We start from the raw sequence: 16,776 nt of genomic DNA, 5'->3' as shown, positions 1-16,776 counted from the left end.
CACTGGCGCTACAAAAATTTTATCATTTTATTTCATAATATGGAAGTCAGTGTGTAACAAAGAAACATTATTTGCTCATTGACAAAGGGGAAAAGGTGTTTCATAATTGGGTTCGCTTAGTAAAAGTTGCTTTCATCATGTAAAATGCAGTGCTCGTTTGCTTAAGAAAATGTCAGAACATTGAGGAGGAGGCAGCAGTTATGATTCGTAAGACAGTGAAAAGCGTTTGCGCGGCAGCAGCGTTCTTGGGAATGACGGCAGCGGCCGGTTTTGCGGTTGACTTCGCCCGCATCGGTACGAGCAGCGTAGGCGGCGGATTCTATCTGATCGGCAACACGATTGCCCAGATCGGCAACGCGGCCAAGAACGGCGTCAACTATACGGCGGTGACCGGCGGTTCCACAAAGAACGTCAACGGCTTGGCGAAAGGCGATATGGAGTTCGGCATGTGTCAGTCCGCCACGGTCGACGAGGCTTTGAACGGCTCCGGCCCCTTCAAGGCGCCCGTGAAGAGCATCCGTTTCGTCGCCGCCATCTATCCGATGCCGTGTCATGTCCTGGTCAGCGGCGAAGACATGAAGAGCGTCGCCGATTTCCGCGGCAAACGCATCGATTACGGCGCCATCGGGCAGGGGATCGAGACGTATAGCCGCATTATTCTGAACGCCTACGGCATCAAGGACGAAGACGTGACGATCAACCGTTACGGCAAGACCGAGAGCGCCGAAGCCCTGAAGACCGGCGAGGTTCAGGGCAACTTTTGGACCACGACCGCGCCCAACGCTCAGGTCACCGACATGATCACCGGCGGCGTGCGCCTTTTGTCCATCGACGAGGACAAGCGTCAGCAGATCGTCAAGGAGCATCCTTATTTTGCTCTTGCGACCATCCCCGGCGGCACTTACGACAAGCATCCCGACGACGTCAACACGATCGCGGCCATTGGCGTGCTGCTGTCCGACGAAAAAGTGAGCGAGGACGTCGTGTACAAGACGGTCAAGGCCATGTTCGAGGGGCAGGAGGAGTTGAAAAAGCGTCTTCCCGCGTATTTCTCCAACTTCGGCCGCGAGCATGCCCTCGACGGCTGCGCCATGGAGATCCATCCCGGCGCGCTCAAGTATTACAAGGAGATCGGTCTGATTAAGTAAAGACGATCTCGCGGCGAAAATCGAACAGGGAGAGTCCTGCCGGCTCTCCCTGTTTTTGCACGGTCCTTGGCCTTTTATAAAATATGTGTTTTTGAGACGAGGGGGATTTTTCTCGATGACGACGCGCATTTCAGCCCAGAGCGTTGCCGACGCCAACGTTCAGGCTCGGCAGCTTCAGAAAAAAACGGGCAAACGCCGTACCTTCACGGGAGCGATGGGTACGCTGATCACGGTCCTGGCCGTCGCGTTGGCGGTCTTTCAGCTTTACACCGCCTTTTTCGGCGTGCTGCCGACGATGCAGCAGCGCAGTTTTCACGTCGCTTTCATTCTTCCCATGATTTTCCTGCTTTACCCGGCCGCGAAAAGATCGCCGCGCGACCGCGCCACGGCTCTTGACTGGATCTTTGCGATCGCGTCGGGCGCCTGCGCTCTTTACGTGTTCTTCGCGTATGAAAGCATCGCCACTCGCGCCGGTGAAGTTTACAGCTACGAGCTCTGGCTTGGCGGCGTCTTCACCGCGCTGGTGTTTATCGCTGGGCGGCGCGTGCTTGGCTGGCCGCTGCCGATCTTCTGCTTCCTGTTTTTGCTGTTTGCCTACTTCGGGCGCTCGATGCCCGGCCCCATTCAACACTTCGGCCTGTCGGTCCCGCGCATCATCGAAGAGCTCTATCTGACGACGGACGGCCTCTTCGGTTTGGTGACGGGCGTTTCGGCCACGTACATTTACCTGTTCGTGCTCTTCGGCGCCTTTTTGACGTCCACGAAGACGTCGGATTTCTTCAACGACATTTCCATGGCCTTGACAGGGCATCTGAAGGGCGGCCCCGCCAAGATCTCCGTGCTCTCCAGCGCTCTGATGGGCACGATCAGCGGCAGCACGTCGGCCAACGTGGCGACGACGGGCGCCTTCACGATCCCTCTGATGAAAAGCATCGGCTACGAACCGCACTTTGCCGGCGCCGTCGAAGCGGCCGCCTCCACCGGCGGGCAGATCATGCCTCCCGTCATGGGAGCCGCAGCGTTCATCATCGCCGATACGCTGAACATTCCCTACACTCAGGTTCTGCTCTGCGCGATCGTTCCCGCTCTGCTGTACTTCTGGGGCATCTGGTGTTCGCTCAGCCTCGAGGCTTCGCGCCTCGGCCTGAAAGGGCTGCCGAAGGAGACGCTCCCCCGGGCCGGAGAAGTCCTGGTCAAGAGCGGCTACAAAGCGATCCCTCTGTTCGTGATCGTCTACTTCCTGGTCAAGGGGTACAATCCGCTCTATTCCGGCTGCTGGGGCATCGGCTGCTGCGTGCTGCTGAGCTTCGTGAAGAAATCCGACCGCATGGACCTGACGACGTTCGTCAACACGCTGAAAGACGGTTCGCTGGGCGCCCTTTCGGTCGCCATGGCCTGCATCATCGTCGGCAACGTCATCGGCATGATGGGCGCCACGGGCGTGGCCCTGCGCATCGGCGATGCCGTGCTGGCGCTGACGCGGGGACATTTGGTCCTGACCATGTGCGTGACGCTGCTGATCGCGACGCTGCTCGGCATGGGCATGCCGACGACGGCGAGCTACGTCATGGCCAGCGCTGTGGCGGCCCCCGCCTTGACTCTGCTCGGCGTAAGAGGTTTGGACGCGCATATGTTCGTGTTTTTTTACGCCGTCCTCTCGTCGGTGACGCCGCCGGTCTGCGTGGGCGCCTACACGGCTGCCGGCCTGGCCAACGCCGATCCCAACCGGACGGCTTTTACCGGCGTCAAGCTGGCTCTGCCGGGTTTTATCGTGCCGTTCATCTTCGTGCTGGCTCCCGAGATCCTGCTGACCAACGTCACGAACTGGTTCGTCACGTTCCAGGCGATGATTTCCGCCGTAGTGGGCGTGTTCCTGCTGTCCTGCTTCACCGAGAACTTTTTCATGGCGCCGCTGCGCTGGTATGAACGCCTTCTGGCGCTGGTCGGCTCCCTGGCTCTGCTTTATCCCGGCACTCTGAGCGACGCGGTGGGCCTGGCGGCCCTCGTTCTCCTTTGGCTGGCGACTAGGGGCAGAACGAGTCCGAACGCCTCGGTCTGAGACGGTAAAAATTGTCACTCGCGGTCGGCTCACAGCCTCGTTGAAAACGTGGCATAGCATCCGAAAGGAATTGGTGCGCGGTATAAAACGCGAAAAAACTGATGGATCTTCATTGATCGAAAATGTTCCACGTGGAACATTACAAACGCCCCCCTGATGGCAACTGGGCTGTCAGGGGGGCTTGTTATTTCATTCGTTTCCCTTTGTGACTTGATGGCATCTTTTGTTTAATTTTCTCCGCTTTCACTACTCTACGCATTAAATGATCTGCAGCAGCACGCTGGCGAGGATCAGCATGAAGGCGCCGCCGATGCGGGAGGAGATCTGCGCGAAGGGCATCAGTTCCATGCGATGGGCCGCGGAAAGGACGGCCACGTCGCCCGTGCCGCCCATATTGGCCATGCAGAGCCCGGCGGTGATGGCCGACTCAACGGGATAAAAGCCGACGAGGCGACCGACGAGGCCTGAACCGATGATGGCACCGAACACCGTCACGCCGACGAGCAACAGGTACTGGCCGGAGAAGGCGGAAATGATCTGGCCGAGGTCGGTGTAAGCCACGCCGATGCCGGCGAGCAGGACGGCCGTGAGGTTCTTCATGACGAACTGGAACCACTGGTAGCAGCAGATCTCGTAATACTGGGGAAGAATCCCCAGCGCCTTGACGACGGCGACGGAGATGATCATCCAGGCGTAGCTGTGGATCTTGGGAATGAAGAACGCGACGATGCGTCCCCAGGCGAAGAATGCCGTCGCCAGCAGCAGGCCGACGCCCATGACCGTCAGGCTGATGGCATCGCGCTTTTTGAGAAATTCTTCGTCGGCTTGAATGGCGTCGTCGGCGCCCTTGGTGATGAGCAGATCGCCGTTGCCGGTGAGGCAGGGGAACGACTTGCCGAGTTTGCTGAGCAGCCCGCCGGCGACGATGGCCATGGCGTTGCCGAGGGCGACGGCGGGGATCATGATGTTGATGATGTCTTCGGGTTTCTGCGCCAGCGTCTCGCCGAAGATCTTCGACAGCGGCACCGCGCCGGCGCCCATGCCGCCGCCCATGATCGGCACGGCGATGTAAAGGATGGCCTGCTTGGCGCCGTAACCGGTCAGTTCGCCGACCAGCCCGGCCAGGCCGATCGCTACGGCGACGCCGCCGACGATGGCGGGCAGATAGCGGATCGCGGCGCGGATCAGCAGATCGCGGTTCATGCCGAGGATCGAGCCGCAGATCAGCGCGGCGATGTAGAAGTCGAGGAAGCCTTCGCCTTTCATGAAGTTCGTGACGATCTTGACGGTCGCGTCGGGAATGAGATGATAATAACAGAGTGTCGCCATGCCGAAAATGATGACGATGGCGCCGCCGCCGAGGTAGGTGTTGACGATCGGGCAACGGTTGCCGATCTCGTTGAGAACGGCGCCGACGACGATCATGAACGGAAAGGCGCCGATCATGCCTTTGGGCAGCACGCCCATATACGTCGCCACAAGGACGATGGCCGCGAAGACGGCGAAGATCTGCCAGGGCATGTTGAACAGCCTGAGGCTTTTGCTTTCTTCAGACATTTGTGGAATTCCTCCTCAGAACGGAAAATTTTTCGCGGCGCGACGTCGGCTCGGCCCGAGCGACGCCGCGCCGGTACAACCATAGGGGATGGAAAAGTTTTTACAGCCGCGCCACGCCGGTCTTGCGGGCGGCGTCGGCCACGGCTTTCGCCACCGCAGGCACGACGCGCTTGTCGAACGAGTCGGCGATGATATGGTCGGGCGTCAGTTCTTCGTCGGGGATCAGCGCGGCCAGCGCATAGGCGGCGGCCAGCTGCATTTCGTCGTTGATCTGCGTGGCGCGGCAGTCGAGCGCGCCGCGGAAGATGCCGGGGAAGCCGAGGCAGTTGTTGACCTGGTTGGGAAAATCCGAGCGCCCGGTGCCGACGACCATCGCGCCGGCGGCCTTGGCTTCGTCGGGGAAGATCTCCGGCACGGGGTTGGCCATGGCGAAGATGATCGCCTTCGGCGCCATGGTCTTGACCATCTCTGCCTTGAGCGCGCCGCCGACGGAGGTGCCGAGGAAGATGTCGGCACCTTTGATCACGTCGGCCAGCTGGCCTTTTTCGTGATTCGGATTGGTGATCTTGGCGAGCGCGAGCTTGGCGGGGGCGAGCTCCATGTCGTCGGACAGAGCCCCCTTGCTGTCGAGGGCGACGATGTTCTTCGCCCCGGCCAGCGTCAGCATCTTGCTGATGGCCGTGCCGGCCGCTCCGGCGCCGTTGAGGATGATCTTCACGTCGCCGATCTTCTTGCCCACGACTTTGAGCGCGTTGATCACGGCGCTGAGCAGGATCACGGCGGTGCCGTGCTGGTCGTCGTGGAAGACGGGGATGTCGCAGACGGCCTTGAGACGGTCCTCGATCTCGAAACAGCGCGGCGCGGCGATGTCTTCCAGGTTGATGCCGCCGAGCGTGGCGGTGATGTTCTTGACGATGCCGATGATCTCTTCGGTGTCCTGCGTCTCGATGCAGATGGGGATCGCGTCGATGCCCGCGAAGTTCTTGAAGAGACAGCACTTGCCTTCCATCACGGGGATGGCGGCCTTGGCGCCGATGTTGCCGAGACCGAGCACGGCGCTGCCGTCGCTGACGACGGCGACGACGTTGCTCTTGGACGTGTAAGTGTAAACTTCTTCCGGCTTTTTGTTGATGACGCGGCACGGTTCGGCGACGCCGGGCGTGTAGGCCACGGCCAGTTCCTGCATGTTGGTGACGGGCATCTTGCTGACCATGGCGAACTTGCCCACGGTTTCCTTGTGGCGCTCCAGCGCGATTTCGTAAATCGTTTTTTCTGCCATTGAGAACTCCTCCTTTTGAATGTGGAGCATAGACTGCTGTAAACAAAACGTTATAATTTTTTCTATTATACACGAAACTCTTCGGAAATGCCGTATTTTTGTTTCTCAACGACTGACGAAAAACATCGTTTACAGACGGAGCGCCCGTGCTAGAATAAAAACGATTCGGATGATCCGTCGGCGCTGAAGAAGGGCCGCTTCGTTTTTTTGACAGGGAGGGATGCCGTTTGGAGATCAGGAGAAAAGCCGTTGCCGGCACGCTGGAATCGAGCGATGCGCTGGTGGAGATCGAACCGGGGCGCGGCGTTGCCGTCGAACTGGAATCGGTCGTGACGGCGCAGTTCGGCGCTTCGATCGAGAAGACCGTGCGCGAGGTGCTGAAGGAGTTCGCGGTGGAAAACGCGTCGCTGCGCGTCGTCGATCGCGGCGCGCTTGACTGCACGATCCGCGCCCGCGTGGAGACCGCGATCAAACGCGCGGCGGAGGAGGAAAAGTAAATGCGCCGTTCCATGCTGTTCCTGCCGGGCAACACGCCCAACATCATCGTCAACGGCGACGCGCTCGGCGCCGACAACGTCATCCTCGACCTCGAGGATGCCGTCGCGCCGGACCAGAAAGACGCCGCCCGCATCCTCGTGCGCAACGCCATCGAAGCGCTCGGCTTCGAAAACGTCGAACTGACCGTGCGCATCAACTCGCTCGACACGCCGTACTGGCAGGCCGACCTCGACGAGATCGTGCCGCTGCGTCCCGACTTGATCATGCCCGCCAAAGTCGGCGGCGCGGAAGACGTCGCGACGCTCGACGCCTACATGGCCGAAGTGGAAAAACGACACGGACTTCCCGCCGGGACCGTGAAGCTGATCCCGCTGATCGAGACGGCGCGCGGGCTGGAAAACGCCTACGCCGTCGCTTCGGCTTCGCCGCGCGTGGCGGCGATCTTCCTCGGCGCCGAAGACCTGACCGCCGACCTGCGCTGCCCCCGCACCAAGGAAGGAACGGAGATCTTCTACGCGCGCAGCCGCATGGTTTCGGCCGCCCGCGCCGCCGGGATCGACGTCTACGACACGCCGTTCACCGACGTCAACGACGACGAAGGCGCCGCCAGGGACGCGCGGTTCGCGCGCAGCATGGGATTCAGCGGCAAGGCCGTGATCTCGCCGCGCCACGTGCGCGCCGTCAACGAGGCGTTCAGCCCGACACAGAAGGAGATCGACTACGCCCGCGAAGTGCTCGCCGCCATCCGCCAGGCCAAGGAGCAGGGGCGCGGCGCCGTCTCGCTGTACGGCAAGATGATCGACAAGCCGATCGTCGCGCGCGCCGAGCAGACCATCGCCATGGCCGAAGCCATCGCCAAAGGAGGACGCGAAGAATGAAAGACAGCAAAGTCGTCGCCACTCTGAAAGACGCCGTCCTCCGCTCCGGGCTGAAAGACGGCATGAGGATCTCGTTCCATCATCACCTGCGCAACGGCGACGGCGTGATGAACATGGTCCTGGCCGAACTGGCCGCCATGGGCTACCGCGGTCTGACGCTCAACAGCAGCTCCGTGTTCGACGTGCAGAGCTCCATTATCGATCACGTCAAAAGCGGTCTCGTCAGCCGCATCGAGACCAACTACATGGGCGCCAAGGTCGGTCGCTTCATCTCCGAGGGCGGCATGAAGGAGCCGGTCGTCTTCCGATCGCACGGCGGCCGCCCGAGCGCCATCGAAAACGGCGTCACGCCGATCGACGTGGCGTTCGTGGCCGCGCCCGCGGCCGATCCCATGGGCAACGCCACGGGCAAACGTGGCAAAAGCGCCTGCGGCTCCCTCGGCTACGCCGAAGCCGACGCGCGCTGCGCCCGGCATACGATCGTCGTCACCGACAACCTTGTCCCGTACCCGCTCGAGGACGCGCTGATCCAGGAGCAGTGGGTCGACAGCGTCGTCCCCGTGGACAGCATCGGCGATCCGCGGGGCATCGTTTCCGGCACCACGCGCATCACCCGCGATCCCGTCGCTCTCGCCATGGCGCGCACTACCGTCGACGTGATCCGCGCCTCCGGCCTGCTTAAAGACGGGTTTTCCTTCCAGACGGGCGCGGGCGGAGCTTCGCTGGCTGCCGCCACGTTCCTCAAAGACGTGATGCTGGCTGAAAAAATTCAGGGCGGCTACGCCCTCGGCGGCATCACCAGCGCCATCGTCGATATGCTGAACGCCGGCTGCTTCCGCTCCATCATGGACGTGCAGTGCTTCGACCTCGGCGCCGTGGCCTCGATCCGCGACGATCCGCGTCACGTGGAAATTTCGGCGACGCGCTACGCCTCGCCTACGTCCAAGTCCTGCTGCGTCGACAGCCTCGACGCGGCCATCCTCGGCGCGACGGAGATCGACACCGACTTCAACGTCAACGTGCACACCGATTCCAACGGTTTCATCATGGGCGGCAGCGGCGGCCACAGCGACGTCGCCGCCGGGGCGAAACTGTGCATCGTCGTCGCGCCGCTGATCCGCGCCCGCCTGCCCATCGTCACCGACCGCGTCACCACGATTTCCACTCCCGGCCGCACGGTCGACGTGCTCGTCACCCAGAAGGGCGTGGCCGTCAATCCGGCCCGCGCGGCCCTGCGCGGTCGTCTGGCCGAAGCGGGCGTCACGATCGTGGACATCCACGACCTCAAAGCCATGGCCGAGAAGCTGACCGGCGTGCCCAACCGCCCCGCGCGCGGGACCCGCGAGGTGGCGAAGGTCATATACCGCGACGGAACTCAGATCGACAGCATCAAGAACGTGAAATAATTTCGCGCGGGGCGATCCTTTTGACCGGGACGGCCCGCATTGTCACAGACATCGCAGGGGGGAGATGCTGCAATGCACGCAACGGAAAAAATCCTCGCCGCCCACGCCGGACGCGCGTCCGTCGCAGCGGGCGAGATCGTCAACTGCACGGTCGACGTGGCCGGGATCAACGATCTGTATCTGCAGACCGTGCGCTCGTTTTTCGAGATTGGCGGCGTCGCCGTCCATTCGCCGCAGAACGTGGTGATGTTTCTCGACCACTACGCGCCGGCTTCGTCGATCCAGCAGGCCGACAACCAGAAACAGTTCCGAGAGTTCTGCGAGGCGCAGCGCATCGCCAATCTCATGGACGTGAACGAGGGCGTCTGCCACCAGATCTGCGTGGACAAGGGCTTTTCGCGCCCCGGCCGCCTGATGGTGATCACCGACTCGCACACTACCACTCACGGCGCGCTGGGAGCGTTCGGCACCGGCGTCGGCGCCACCGACATGGCCGCGATCCTGATCTCCGGGCGGCTGTGGTTCCGCGTGCCCGAAGTGGTCAAAATCGTCCTCGACGGCGAGCCGCGCCAGGGAGTCTTCGCCAAGGACGCGATCCTGCACGTCATCGGCGCGCTGGGAGCGGATTACGGCGTCTACAAGGTGATCGAGTTCTGCGGCGAGGCCGTGCGCCGTATGCCGCTGTGCGAACGCCTGACGCTGTGCAACATGACCACCGAGATCGGCGCCAAGACGGCGTGGATCCAGCCGGACGAAGTCACCTTCGCGCACATGAGGCGCCTTGGTATCGACGACTACACGGTGTATGAGACCGATTCCGATTACCGTTATTCCGCCGTGCACCGTTTCGACGTCGGCGCGTTCGAACCGCAGATCGCCGAGCCGGACAGCGTCGACAACGTGCATCCCGTTTCGCACTGTGCCGGCGTGAAGATCCAGCAGGCTTTCCTCGGCACCTGCACCGGCGGCCGCTTCGAGGATCTGGAAATTGCCGCGCGCGTCGTCAAGGGGCGGAAAGTGTCGCGCGGCACGCGCTTCGTCGTCGTGCCGGCCAGCCGCAAAGTGCTGCTTGAAGCCGTCAGAAGCGGCGTCATGGAGACGCTCGTCGAAGCCGGCGCCACGTTCGTCACGCCCGGCTGCGCCGCCTGCCTCGGCACGCACGAGGGCATGCTCGCGGGAGGCGAAAACTGCATCAGCTCTTCGAGCCGCAACTTTCCCGGCCGCATGGGCAGCGCCGAGGCGCGCATCTACCTCGGTTCTCCCGCCGCCGTAGCGGCCGCGGCGGTCGCCGGCGAGATCGTCGATCCCGCCGAATTCCTGTGAGCAGGAGGCATCCCATGGAAAAAATCATTTCCGGCCGCGCCCGCGTCTTCGGCAGCAACATCGACACCGACCAGATCTATCCCGGGCGCTTCCTTTCGGAAACCAATCCCGACGACGTGAAGCGCCACGCCATGGCCGGCGTCGATCCCGATTTTGCGGCCAGCTTCCGGCCCGGCGGCCTGATCGTTGCCGGCACGAACTTCGGCTGCGGCTCCTCGCGCGAGCATGCCGCCGTCACCCTCAAGGCCGTGGGCGTCGGCGCCGTCGTTGCCGAGTCCTTCGCGCGCATCTTCTTCCGCAACGGCGTCAACCTCGGCATCCCGCTCGTGGCCTGCCCCGGAGTTTCGAAAAAAGTCAGGGACGGCGACCGACTCACGCTCGACTTGTCCCGTTCGCTGCTGAAAAACGAAACCAGCGGCGAAGAGCTGCCCTGCGAGCCCGTCGGCGATTACGCTTTGACGATCCTCGAAGCCGGCGGCATCAAACCGCTGCTGAAAGCCCGGTACGGCCGACATTGAAGCGGGGATGAGCGGACACAAAAGAAGCTGTCTCAAAATTACAGCACTGCCTTTGAAAGATAAATGGCATCACTTCGCTCCACTCATACGCAGTGCTTTATACTAATTCTTGATAGAAAGTATTAACATAATTTCCCGGGGGCTGCGGAGGAGTTCAGTCGCTCAGGACTCCCTCGATCGCTGCGCGGTCTGCGCAGCTCGCTTTGTGAATCTCCTCCGCAGCGCCTCTGCATTCGGCATTTTAATTGAGAAATAGTATTAGTGCTGGATAGAGTCCATCGAGGAATAGCAAAGAGACCGCCTCAATTGGCTTTTGAGACGGTCTCCTGTTTTGGGGGCAATTATTTTTTTTCTGTGCGATCGCCAGTTATCAGTTGCAGCGACATACGGCACCTTTCAGCTGAATAGTTAAGGATATTTCCTATGTTTAAGTATCATCCTGCCGGATGCCATATCACGCGCATAAGGAGATCCTTGCTATGCAGCATAGACGCTCCAAGGTTGACAGACACCTCATTTCAGAGGGAACAGCCGGTTTTCTGAAAAATACTTGCTGTCTGTATGGCTTTCATAACACAGCAGCTACTGTGCATAACGCCGTCTCTGGTAAAACCGTATTTTGCTGTCACGGTGCGCTTGATATCTCTCCTGAAGAGCCTGTCCGCCCAGAATGCGGGGCGACGATGCGCGTCAAAACATCTACGGCCGCGGTCAGCTGCCACGAAAGACCCGGTGACCGTCAGCATATCAGACCTTCGGCCGCTTTACAGAAGACGGTTAGGCCCGCGTTCTATTTGGACTTCCAGGCATCGTAGAGCGCCTGAATGTCAGCAGCATAAGCGGCCCCCTGGTCACGTGAGTAGAACGTAGACGAGGAACCGGTACGGTACTTGAACCCCTTATCGCCTGCCGGCATTGGATCAAGCCTGATGATCTTTCCTTTTGCTTCGCCCTTTTCGCCCGGTTCGGGGCGGTAAACGATCATGACAGTGTCCGGCTTGTCACGCATAGATTCGTTCCATGCCTTGACTTTTTTCTGAGGTTCCGCGCCGGACAGTTTTGCGTACCCGAGCGCGGTCACCGGCTCACCCTCGTACCCGATCAGAAAATCATCCCGACGCAGTCCGGCCGCGTAGGCGGTGCCTTCCTTGTCGATATTCCAGATCACAGTCAGAGAAGCAGAGCCCTTCGGACGGGACTTAGGGACTTCATTTCGTACTGCCGGGCCGCCGTTGTTTTCCGCGAGCCATTTTTCATAGAGCGCCTGGATCTGCTGAGCATAGACAGCCCCCTGACTGTGAGCGTAGAACGTGCACTCGGAAACGGTCGCGTATTTAACCCCCTTATCGCCTGCCGACATCGGATCGAGCCTGATGATCTTTCCGCGGGCCTCGCCCGTCTCATCAGAGGCAGGACGATACACGATCATTACCGCGTCGGGTTTGCTGCTCATGGATTCGATCAGAGCCCTGACTTTTTTCCTGCTGTCCGAGCTTGAACTCAGTTTTGCATATTCGATCGCCGTCGCTGCTTCCCCCATGTATCCGATCAGAAAGTCGTCCTCGCGAAGTCCGGCGGCATAGGCCGCGCTGTTCTTAGGGACATACGTGAACCGCGTCAGAGCCGCCGGTCCGTGCACGAAGACGTTGTTGCCCTCCGCGACCCATTTTTCATAGAGCGCCTGGATCTGCGCGACGTAAACGGACGACTCCTCACGGCTATAGAACTGACACTCATCGCTGACATCAAAGTAAAACCCTTTTCTGCCCTTCTTCATCGGTGAAAGCTTCAGGATCTGCCCCTTCGCGGTATTTTTCTCGCCGCTGGCGGGACGGTAGACAACAAGGGGAGCGTTCGTGTCATTTTCGTTCACGTCAAGTTCATGCGCTACGCTCGTATAAGTGCTTCCGGAAAAAATCCCCGCATGTTCGAAGAATGACTTTTTCTCTCCGAGCAGACCGATCAGGAAGTCGCCGACCTGCATGCCAGCGGCCAGAGCCTGCCCCTCCGGAGCAACATCCGTAACGCGAGGCAGACATGAGGGAACGCGGACCGCCGGTCCTGAGTTGCCCGAGGCAAGCCATTCACTGTAGATCTTCACGATCTGCGTATAATACAAGTACGTCCCCTTATTGGAGAGCATGCTGCCATCAGCAGTTTTTTTCGGCGTCCAGCTGAAGCCCTTCTTCCCCTCGGGCATCGGCGCGCTCGCGAAGATCATCCCATGAGCCGATTCTTTCTCAAGAAAGGCGTCATCCGTTTGGGCTATCTTATGGGCTGCCCTAGTTTCCCTCAGTTTCTCACGCAGTTGGGCGATCTCATTTTCACTCATTCCCTCACGCAGACCGGGGCGGTAGACGATCATGACAAGATCTCCGCGTTCTGAGGCCCCGTCTATGATCGGGGTAACACGGCTGGCTGACTCCCCGGGATCATAGCCCATGAAGCTGAACGTGGTCCACTTGTCGCCCTGATAACCGATGATGATGTCATATTTCTGCAGTCCGGCGGTACGCGCCGCCCCTTCCTCCGCGACTTCCGTGATCACCGGAAGGCAGATATCCGAATCTCTCGAGGCCGTGACCCCGGCCCCGGCGAGGACGATCACCTCGACGGGGATCGCGCGGATGTGCGGGTCACTTTCCCCGGCCTGGCCGATCTCTCTGCCCCCTGCGTCGGTAAAGACGAATCTTCCGTCACGCCTATAGGCTTGGCCGATCTCCTTGCCGCCGGAATAGTACACATCCTTTGTTTCCTGCCGGACGAGCTTCGCAAGTTCCTTTCCAGCGGCATCGCAGAAGACGATCGTTCCGTCCACGGTCCGGGCCTCTCCCAGAGGCCTTTTGTCCGGATCGCGGTAAACGGTGACGCCGTTTTCAGTCGCAGATTCAGCGACCTGCACGGCATGGGCCCAGTACGTCGTGCGGCCTTCCTCCTCCGCTCTCGCATAGTATCGGAATGTGCCGCGAGGCCCTTGGACCGAGAGCTGCAGCTCGGCGTACGCGCATGTCCCGAACAGCACCGCCAGTAATACAGCACTTATGAATCTCAGTTTTTTCATAATAAAAACGCCTCCCTCGTGTTCGGAAAACTCCGGATACAGCGCGGCAAGGCGTTGTTCCCCATTCGACCTCGCCGCTTACCCACTCGGGCATCAGAACAGGCCATGCGAACTGGTCGGCCTGATACTCGAAACCGTTCATGTTTGCCTGCGTCTGCGACCGGAAGCAGCAGCCGCGGCTGCTCTTCAGCGCCCAGCCAACTATGTTAAACAAGATCAAAACGCCCAGGCGGCAGGGAAGGGGTGGCTGTTCGGATGCTGAATGCCCCGTTCCGAAAGATTTTCGACATCAGCAAAAAAACTGGAACGCAATTCTGCATCACACAGAATTTGTGATTGAGCTATTTTTTGAAAAAACTACTCGCCTTTGGCCAGAGCGATGTTTTTGGACACGGTGGAGATCATGCGGGCGATGTCGGTCTTGCGCACCCAGGAGATCACCACGTCGTCGCCGGAGACGCCGGCGGTGCTGATGCGGAGTTTGCCGAAGAAAATGCCGCGCTCGCCGCGGATGGAATTGATCTTGCCGTAGGGGAAAATGCGGTCGTCGCTGCCGTAGACGATGCCCGAGTCGAGCACCATGAAGCGGCGGTTGGTCGCCACGACGAGCACGGTATTCTTTTTGCCGTCGTAGCCGCTGGTCAGGAATTCGATCACTTCGCCCTCGTCGATGATCTTGGGCAGGGCGCGGCGCTCTTTTCCGGTGAACCACTTGTGATAGGGACCGATTTTGCGGAGTTGCTCCCGGACGACTTCTTTCGATACTGGCATTGAGAAATCCCTCCTGAAAAGTAATGTTGGGTTGGATAGCAAGGAAGATTCATTTTCCGTTCAGGGCATGAAAACCCTTCGCAAGATTATACCCTCGATTTTGAAATTTGAGAACAGGCCCCGCATTTTTGCGTCACGGCGGAAATTTCGGCGAGGCCTTTTAAAAAGACAGAACCGCAGAGCCGGCCGTCGCACGGCGGCCGGCTCTGCGGTTTTTTATCCGCGGTCCCTGGCGTCCAGAGCGTCCATCCAGCGGCAGATCGAGTCCAGAGCCAGTTGGGTATTGCCGCAGCTGCAGTGATCGCCGGCCTCTTCGCGGTCGGTGAAGAGGCGGAAGGTGAGCGAACGCGCGTTTTTCAGCATGGCGATCTCCTTGCCGACCAGCGTGTAGGGGATCATGATGTCGTGCTGCGCGCCGAGGATGAGCACGTCCTGATCGATTTTTTCCGCCACGGGAGCCAGATCGTAATCCGCGAGCGCCAGCCCGAGGTCGAACGGCGTAGCCGCGCCGTAGCGCGGCAGCATTTTTGCCAACGCCAGCGCGTGCAGGTCCCCTTTCTTCACGCTGCGGCGGAAGAGTCCGTTGACGACGCTTTTCATATTCGCTTTCAAGAGGGAGCGGAGCGCTTGGGCGCGCGCTTTTCCGGCCGTCGCCCGATACACGTCCCAGAACGAGGGGAAGACCGACCAGCCGATCACGCGCGAGATCCGCTTGTCGAACGCGGCGGCCCGCGGCGCGAAATAGCCGCCGAGCGAAACGCCGACGATCGCGACGTCGCGCAGATCGAAGCGCGCCGTGATCGCCGCCACCGGCTTTTCCCACGCGGCGGTAAAGGGAAGGCCGCGCAGCCGCGTCACCGCGCCCTGGCCGGGCCCTTCGAACAGATAGACTTCGTAACCCCGTTCGCGCAGGTACAACATCGGGAAGAAGAATTCCTCGTAATAGGAGTCGTTGCCGCCATGAACGAGAAAAACGCCTTTTTTCTTCCGTTCCGGTTCTGTGTGCATGACCGGCAGCGTAACGTCCTCGTAGGGAACTTCCAGACGCTCGACGACGGGCGCGCTGCCGGAACCTGGCGTGAAATAATCCGCAAAATATCCGTAAAACAGCTCGCGGGCTTTGTTGTAGCACGCGAGGGCGTCGGGATCGCCGCCGTCCATGTAGAATTCCGCCATCCGGTAATAGGCGATGGCATTGCCGATGCGCTCTTCGGCGAGCGCCCGGGCGCCGAGCTCCATGAGGATTTTCTTCCAGTCGTCGAAGTCTCTGATCTGCCGCGAAACGCGTCTCACCTCCTCCAGATCGCCGCCGCTCCAGCTGATCATGCGGTTCAACTGATAGTTGAGGTGCGGTTCGTCGTTGAGTTCGTGAAAGCCCTTTTTGAAAACGATCGGTGCGCCGACATCGTATTTTTTCATGGGTTCCTCTCCTTTCGGCCGTTCCCTTGCGGCATGCGGCTGTCCGTCCGAGGCGGACAGACGAGTTTTTCATTTTTATCTGTTAAATATTATAGCAGACGCGGCGGAAAATCGTGTGCCGCCGGCTCTTTCATGAAAAAGACGAGGCGCCTCACCCGTTGAAGGTGAAGCGCCTCGATATTTTTCGTCCTCTGGTTGCGTTTTCCGAACGAGAATAAAAAAATGGCACTCTCTAGGGGATTCGAACCCCTGTTACCGGGCTGAGAACCCGATGTCCTGGGCCACTGGACGAAGAGAGCGCGTAAAAAATGGCTGGGATACAGGGATTCGAACCCCAATTCTCTGATCCAGAGTCAGATGTCCTGCCGTTGGACGATATCCCAAAGCCTCATGTTAAATTGAGCTCGGCGTCTTCCGCAGAGCAAGGGAATAATAGCATGCCTCAAAAAAAATTGCAAGACCCTGATCGAGAAAATCCCGAGATGTTCCCGAGGTGAAATTCTTCAAGGTAAATGCAACCCAACATCCGGTACCCCGTTGCATTAAATCTGAATTAAAAGAAGCTTGCATTTAGTCTGAATTGATGAAAGACCTTTCTTACGAGACAACAGATCTCGGAAAGGAGTTCATCATCATGAACAAACATTTGACTCTGGCTGAAAGAAAAGCCATTGAAAGCGCCCTCAACCGGCGAGAATCTCTCAGAAGTATTGCCTCAACAGTTCTGAAGTCGCCGAGTACGATCTCCAGAGAGATCAGAAAACATGCAGAGACTGTCTTCAAAGGCTGTTATGGCCGGACAGCAAACTGCTGCCTTCACCGGTATGACTGCTCCGTTACTTCCCTTTGTAACACCTCT

At 59.7% G+C, this 16,776-nt stretch carries 13 protein-coding genes and 2 tRNA genes; 8 read left to right on the top strand and 7 right to left on the bottom strand.

What is annotated here, in order from left to right; translation table 11 throughout:
* Positions 1-200: 200 nt before the first annotated feature.
* A complete protein-coding gene (locus B0D78_RS09165; RefSeq protein ID WP_078016670.1) occupies positions 201-1,148 on the top strand; it encodes a TAXI family TRAP transporter solute-binding subunit in 948 nt (315 codons plus the stop codon).
* Positions 1,149-1,263: 115 nt separating this feature from the next.
* Positions 1,264-3,207 carry a TRAP transporter permease gene (locus tag B0D78_RS09160; protein ID WP_078016669.1) on the top strand — a complete coding sequence of 648 codons (1,944 nt, stop codon included), beginning with the start codon at positions 1,264-1,266 and terminating at the stop codon, positions 3,205-3,207.
* Between the two features lie 258 nt (positions 3,208-3,465).
* Here B0D78_RS09160 and B0D78_RS09155 read toward each other — a convergent pair whose 3' ends face one another.
* Both B0D78_RS09155 and B0D78_RS09150 read right to left on the bottom strand, forming a co-directional pair.
* A complete protein-coding gene (locus B0D78_RS09155) occupies positions 3,466-4,764 on the bottom strand; it encodes a 2-hydroxycarboxylate transporter family protein (RefSeq protein WP_120372868.1) in 1,299 nt (432 codons plus the stop codon).
* A 100-nt stretch (positions 4,765-4,864) separates the two neighbouring features.
* Complete coding sequence (locus B0D78_RS09150) at positions 4,865-6,043, bottom strand: NAD(P)-dependent malic enzyme (RefSeq protein ID WP_078016668.1); 1,179 nt, start codon at positions 6,041-6,043, stop codon at positions 4,865-4,867.
* A 227-nt stretch (positions 6,044-6,270) separates the two neighbouring features.
* Here B0D78_RS09150 and citD point away from each other — a divergent pair, with 227 nt between their 5' ends.
* The 5 genes from citD (at position 6,271) to B0D78_RS09125 (ending at position 10,666) form a co-directional block, all read left to right on the top strand.
* The gene (citD, locus tag B0D78_RS09145) at positions 6,271-6,540 is read left to right on the top strand and encodes a citrate lyase acyl carrier protein (RefSeq protein WP_078016667.1); all 270 of its coding nucleotides are present in this window, start codon (positions 6,271-6,273) and stop codon (positions 6,538-6,540) included.
* Complete coding sequence (locus tag B0D78_RS09140; protein WP_078016666.1) at positions 6,541-7,419, top strand: HpcH/HpaI aldolase/citrate lyase family protein; 879 nt, start codon at positions 6,541-6,543, stop codon at positions 7,417-7,419. It abuts the gene before it with no gap.
* Positions 7,416-8,825 (top strand): citrate lyase subunit alpha, encoded by a 1,410-nt coding sequence (citF, locus tag B0D78_RS09135; RefSeq protein WP_078016665.1) that lies wholly within the window; start codon positions 7,416-7,418, stop codon positions 8,823-8,825. Before B0D78_RS09140 ends, citF begins: the two co-directional genes overlap by 4 nt.
* 72 nt (positions 8,826-8,897) lie before the next feature.
* Positions 8,898-10,148, top strand: coding sequence for a 3-isopropylmalate dehydratase large subunit (locus tag B0D78_RS09130; RefSeq protein ID WP_078016664.1), 1,251 nt, complete (start codon positions 8,898-8,900; stop codon positions 10,146-10,148).
* Positions 10,149-10,162: 14 nt separating this feature from the next.
* Positions 10,163-10,666 carry a LeuD/DmdB family oxidoreductase small subunit gene (locus tag B0D78_RS09125; protein WP_078016663.1) on the top strand — a complete coding sequence of 168 codons (504 nt, stop codon included), beginning with the start codon at positions 10,163-10,165 and terminating at the stop codon, positions 10,664-10,666.
* 790 nt (positions 10,667-11,456) lie between these two features.
* On the opposite strand, the gene B0D78_RS09120 is transcribed toward B0D78_RS09125, so the two are convergent.
* The 5 genes from B0D78_RS09120 to B0D78_RS09100 all read right to left on the bottom strand — a co-directional run bounded on the left by B0D78_RS09120 (position 11,457) and on the right by B0D78_RS09100 (position 16,300).
* On the bottom strand, positions 11,457-13,727 hold the full coding sequence (locus tag B0D78_RS09120; protein ID WP_078016662.1) for a hypothetical protein: 2,271 nt from the start codon (positions 13,725-13,727) through the stop codon (positions 11,457-11,459).
* 357 nt (positions 13,728-14,084) lie between these two features.
* The gene (locus tag B0D78_RS09115) at positions 14,085-14,498 is read right to left on the bottom strand and encodes a PH domain-containing protein (protein ID WP_078016661.1); all 414 of its coding nucleotides are present in this window, start codon (positions 14,496-14,498) and stop codon (positions 14,085-14,087) included.
* A gap of 216 nt (positions 14,499-14,714) precedes the next feature.
* Positions 14,715-15,917 carry an alpha/beta hydrolase gene (locus tag B0D78_RS09110; RefSeq protein ID WP_078016660.1) on the bottom strand — a complete coding sequence of 401 codons (1,203 nt, stop codon included), beginning with the start codon at positions 15,915-15,917 and terminating at the stop codon, positions 14,715-14,717.
* Between the two features lie 223 nt (positions 15,918-16,140).
* A tRNA-Glu gene (locus B0D78_RS09105) sits at positions 16,141-16,216 on the bottom strand.
* A gap of 10 nt (positions 16,217-16,226) precedes the next feature.
* Positions 16,227-16,300, bottom strand: a tRNA-Gln gene (locus B0D78_RS09100).
* A 200-nt stretch (positions 16,301-16,500) separates the two neighbouring features.
* On the opposite strand from B0D78_RS09100, the gene B0D78_RS09095 reads away from it, so the two are divergent.
* A partial coding sequence (locus B0D78_RS09095) for a helix-turn-helix domain-containing protein (protein ID WP_143521727.1) occupies positions 16,501-16,776 on the top strand: 276 nt, incomplete at its 3' end.

It is taken from the genome of Pyramidobacter sp. C12-8 (assembly GCF_002007215.1).
In the GTDB taxonomy this organism is placed as follows: Bacteria; Synergistota; Synergistia; order Synergistales; family Dethiosulfovibrionaceae; genus Pyramidobacter.
The sequence above is the reverse complement of the archived record's forward strand: the minus strand, read 5'-3'. Positions and strand labels throughout refer to the sequence as shown.

Excerpts from the sequence above, each read along its gene's own strand:
- B0D78_RS09165 (WP_078016670.1), top strand. The coding sequence starts at position 201 with ATGATTCGTAAGACAGTGAAAAGCGTTTGCGCGGCAGCAGCGTTCTTG.
- B0D78_RS09160 (WP_078016669.1), top strand. The coding sequence starts at position 1,264 with ATGACGACGCGCATTTCAGCCCAGAGCGTTGCCGACGCCAACGTTCAG.
- B0D78_RS09155 (WP_120372868.1), bottom strand. The coding sequence starts at position 4,764 with ATGTCTGAAGAAAGCAAAAGCCTCAGGCTGTTCAACATGCCCTGGCAG.
- B0D78_RS09150 (WP_078016668.1), bottom strand. The coding sequence starts at position 6,043 with ATGGCAGAAAAAACGATTTACGAAATCGCGCTGGAGCGCCACAAGGAA.
- B0D78_RS09140 (WP_078016666.1), top strand. The coding sequence starts at position 6,541 with ATGCGCCGTTCCATGCTGTTCCTGCCGGGCAACACGCCCAACATCATC.
- citF (WP_078016665.1), top strand. The coding sequence starts at position 7,416 with ATGAAAGACAGCAAAGTCGTCGCCACTCTGAAAGACGCCGTCCTCCGC.
- B0D78_RS09130 (WP_078016664.1), top strand. The coding sequence starts at position 8,898 with ATGCACGCAACGGAAAAAATCCTCGCCGCCCACGCCGGACGCGCGTCC.
- B0D78_RS09125 (WP_078016663.1), top strand. The coding sequence starts at position 10,163 with ATGGAAAAAATCATTTCCGGCCGCGCCCGCGTCTTCGGCAGCAACATC.
- B0D78_RS09120 (WP_078016662.1), bottom strand. The coding sequence starts at position 13,727 with ATGAAAAAACTGAGATTCATAAGTGCTGTATTACTGGCGGTGCTGTTC.
- B0D78_RS09115 (WP_078016661.1), bottom strand. The coding sequence starts at position 14,498 with ATGCCAGTATCGAAAGAAGTCGTCCGGGAGCAACTCCGCAAAATCGGT.
- B0D78_RS09110 (WP_078016660.1), bottom strand. The coding sequence starts at position 15,917 with ATGAAAAAATACGATGTCGGCGCACCGATCGTTTTCAAAAAGGGCTTT.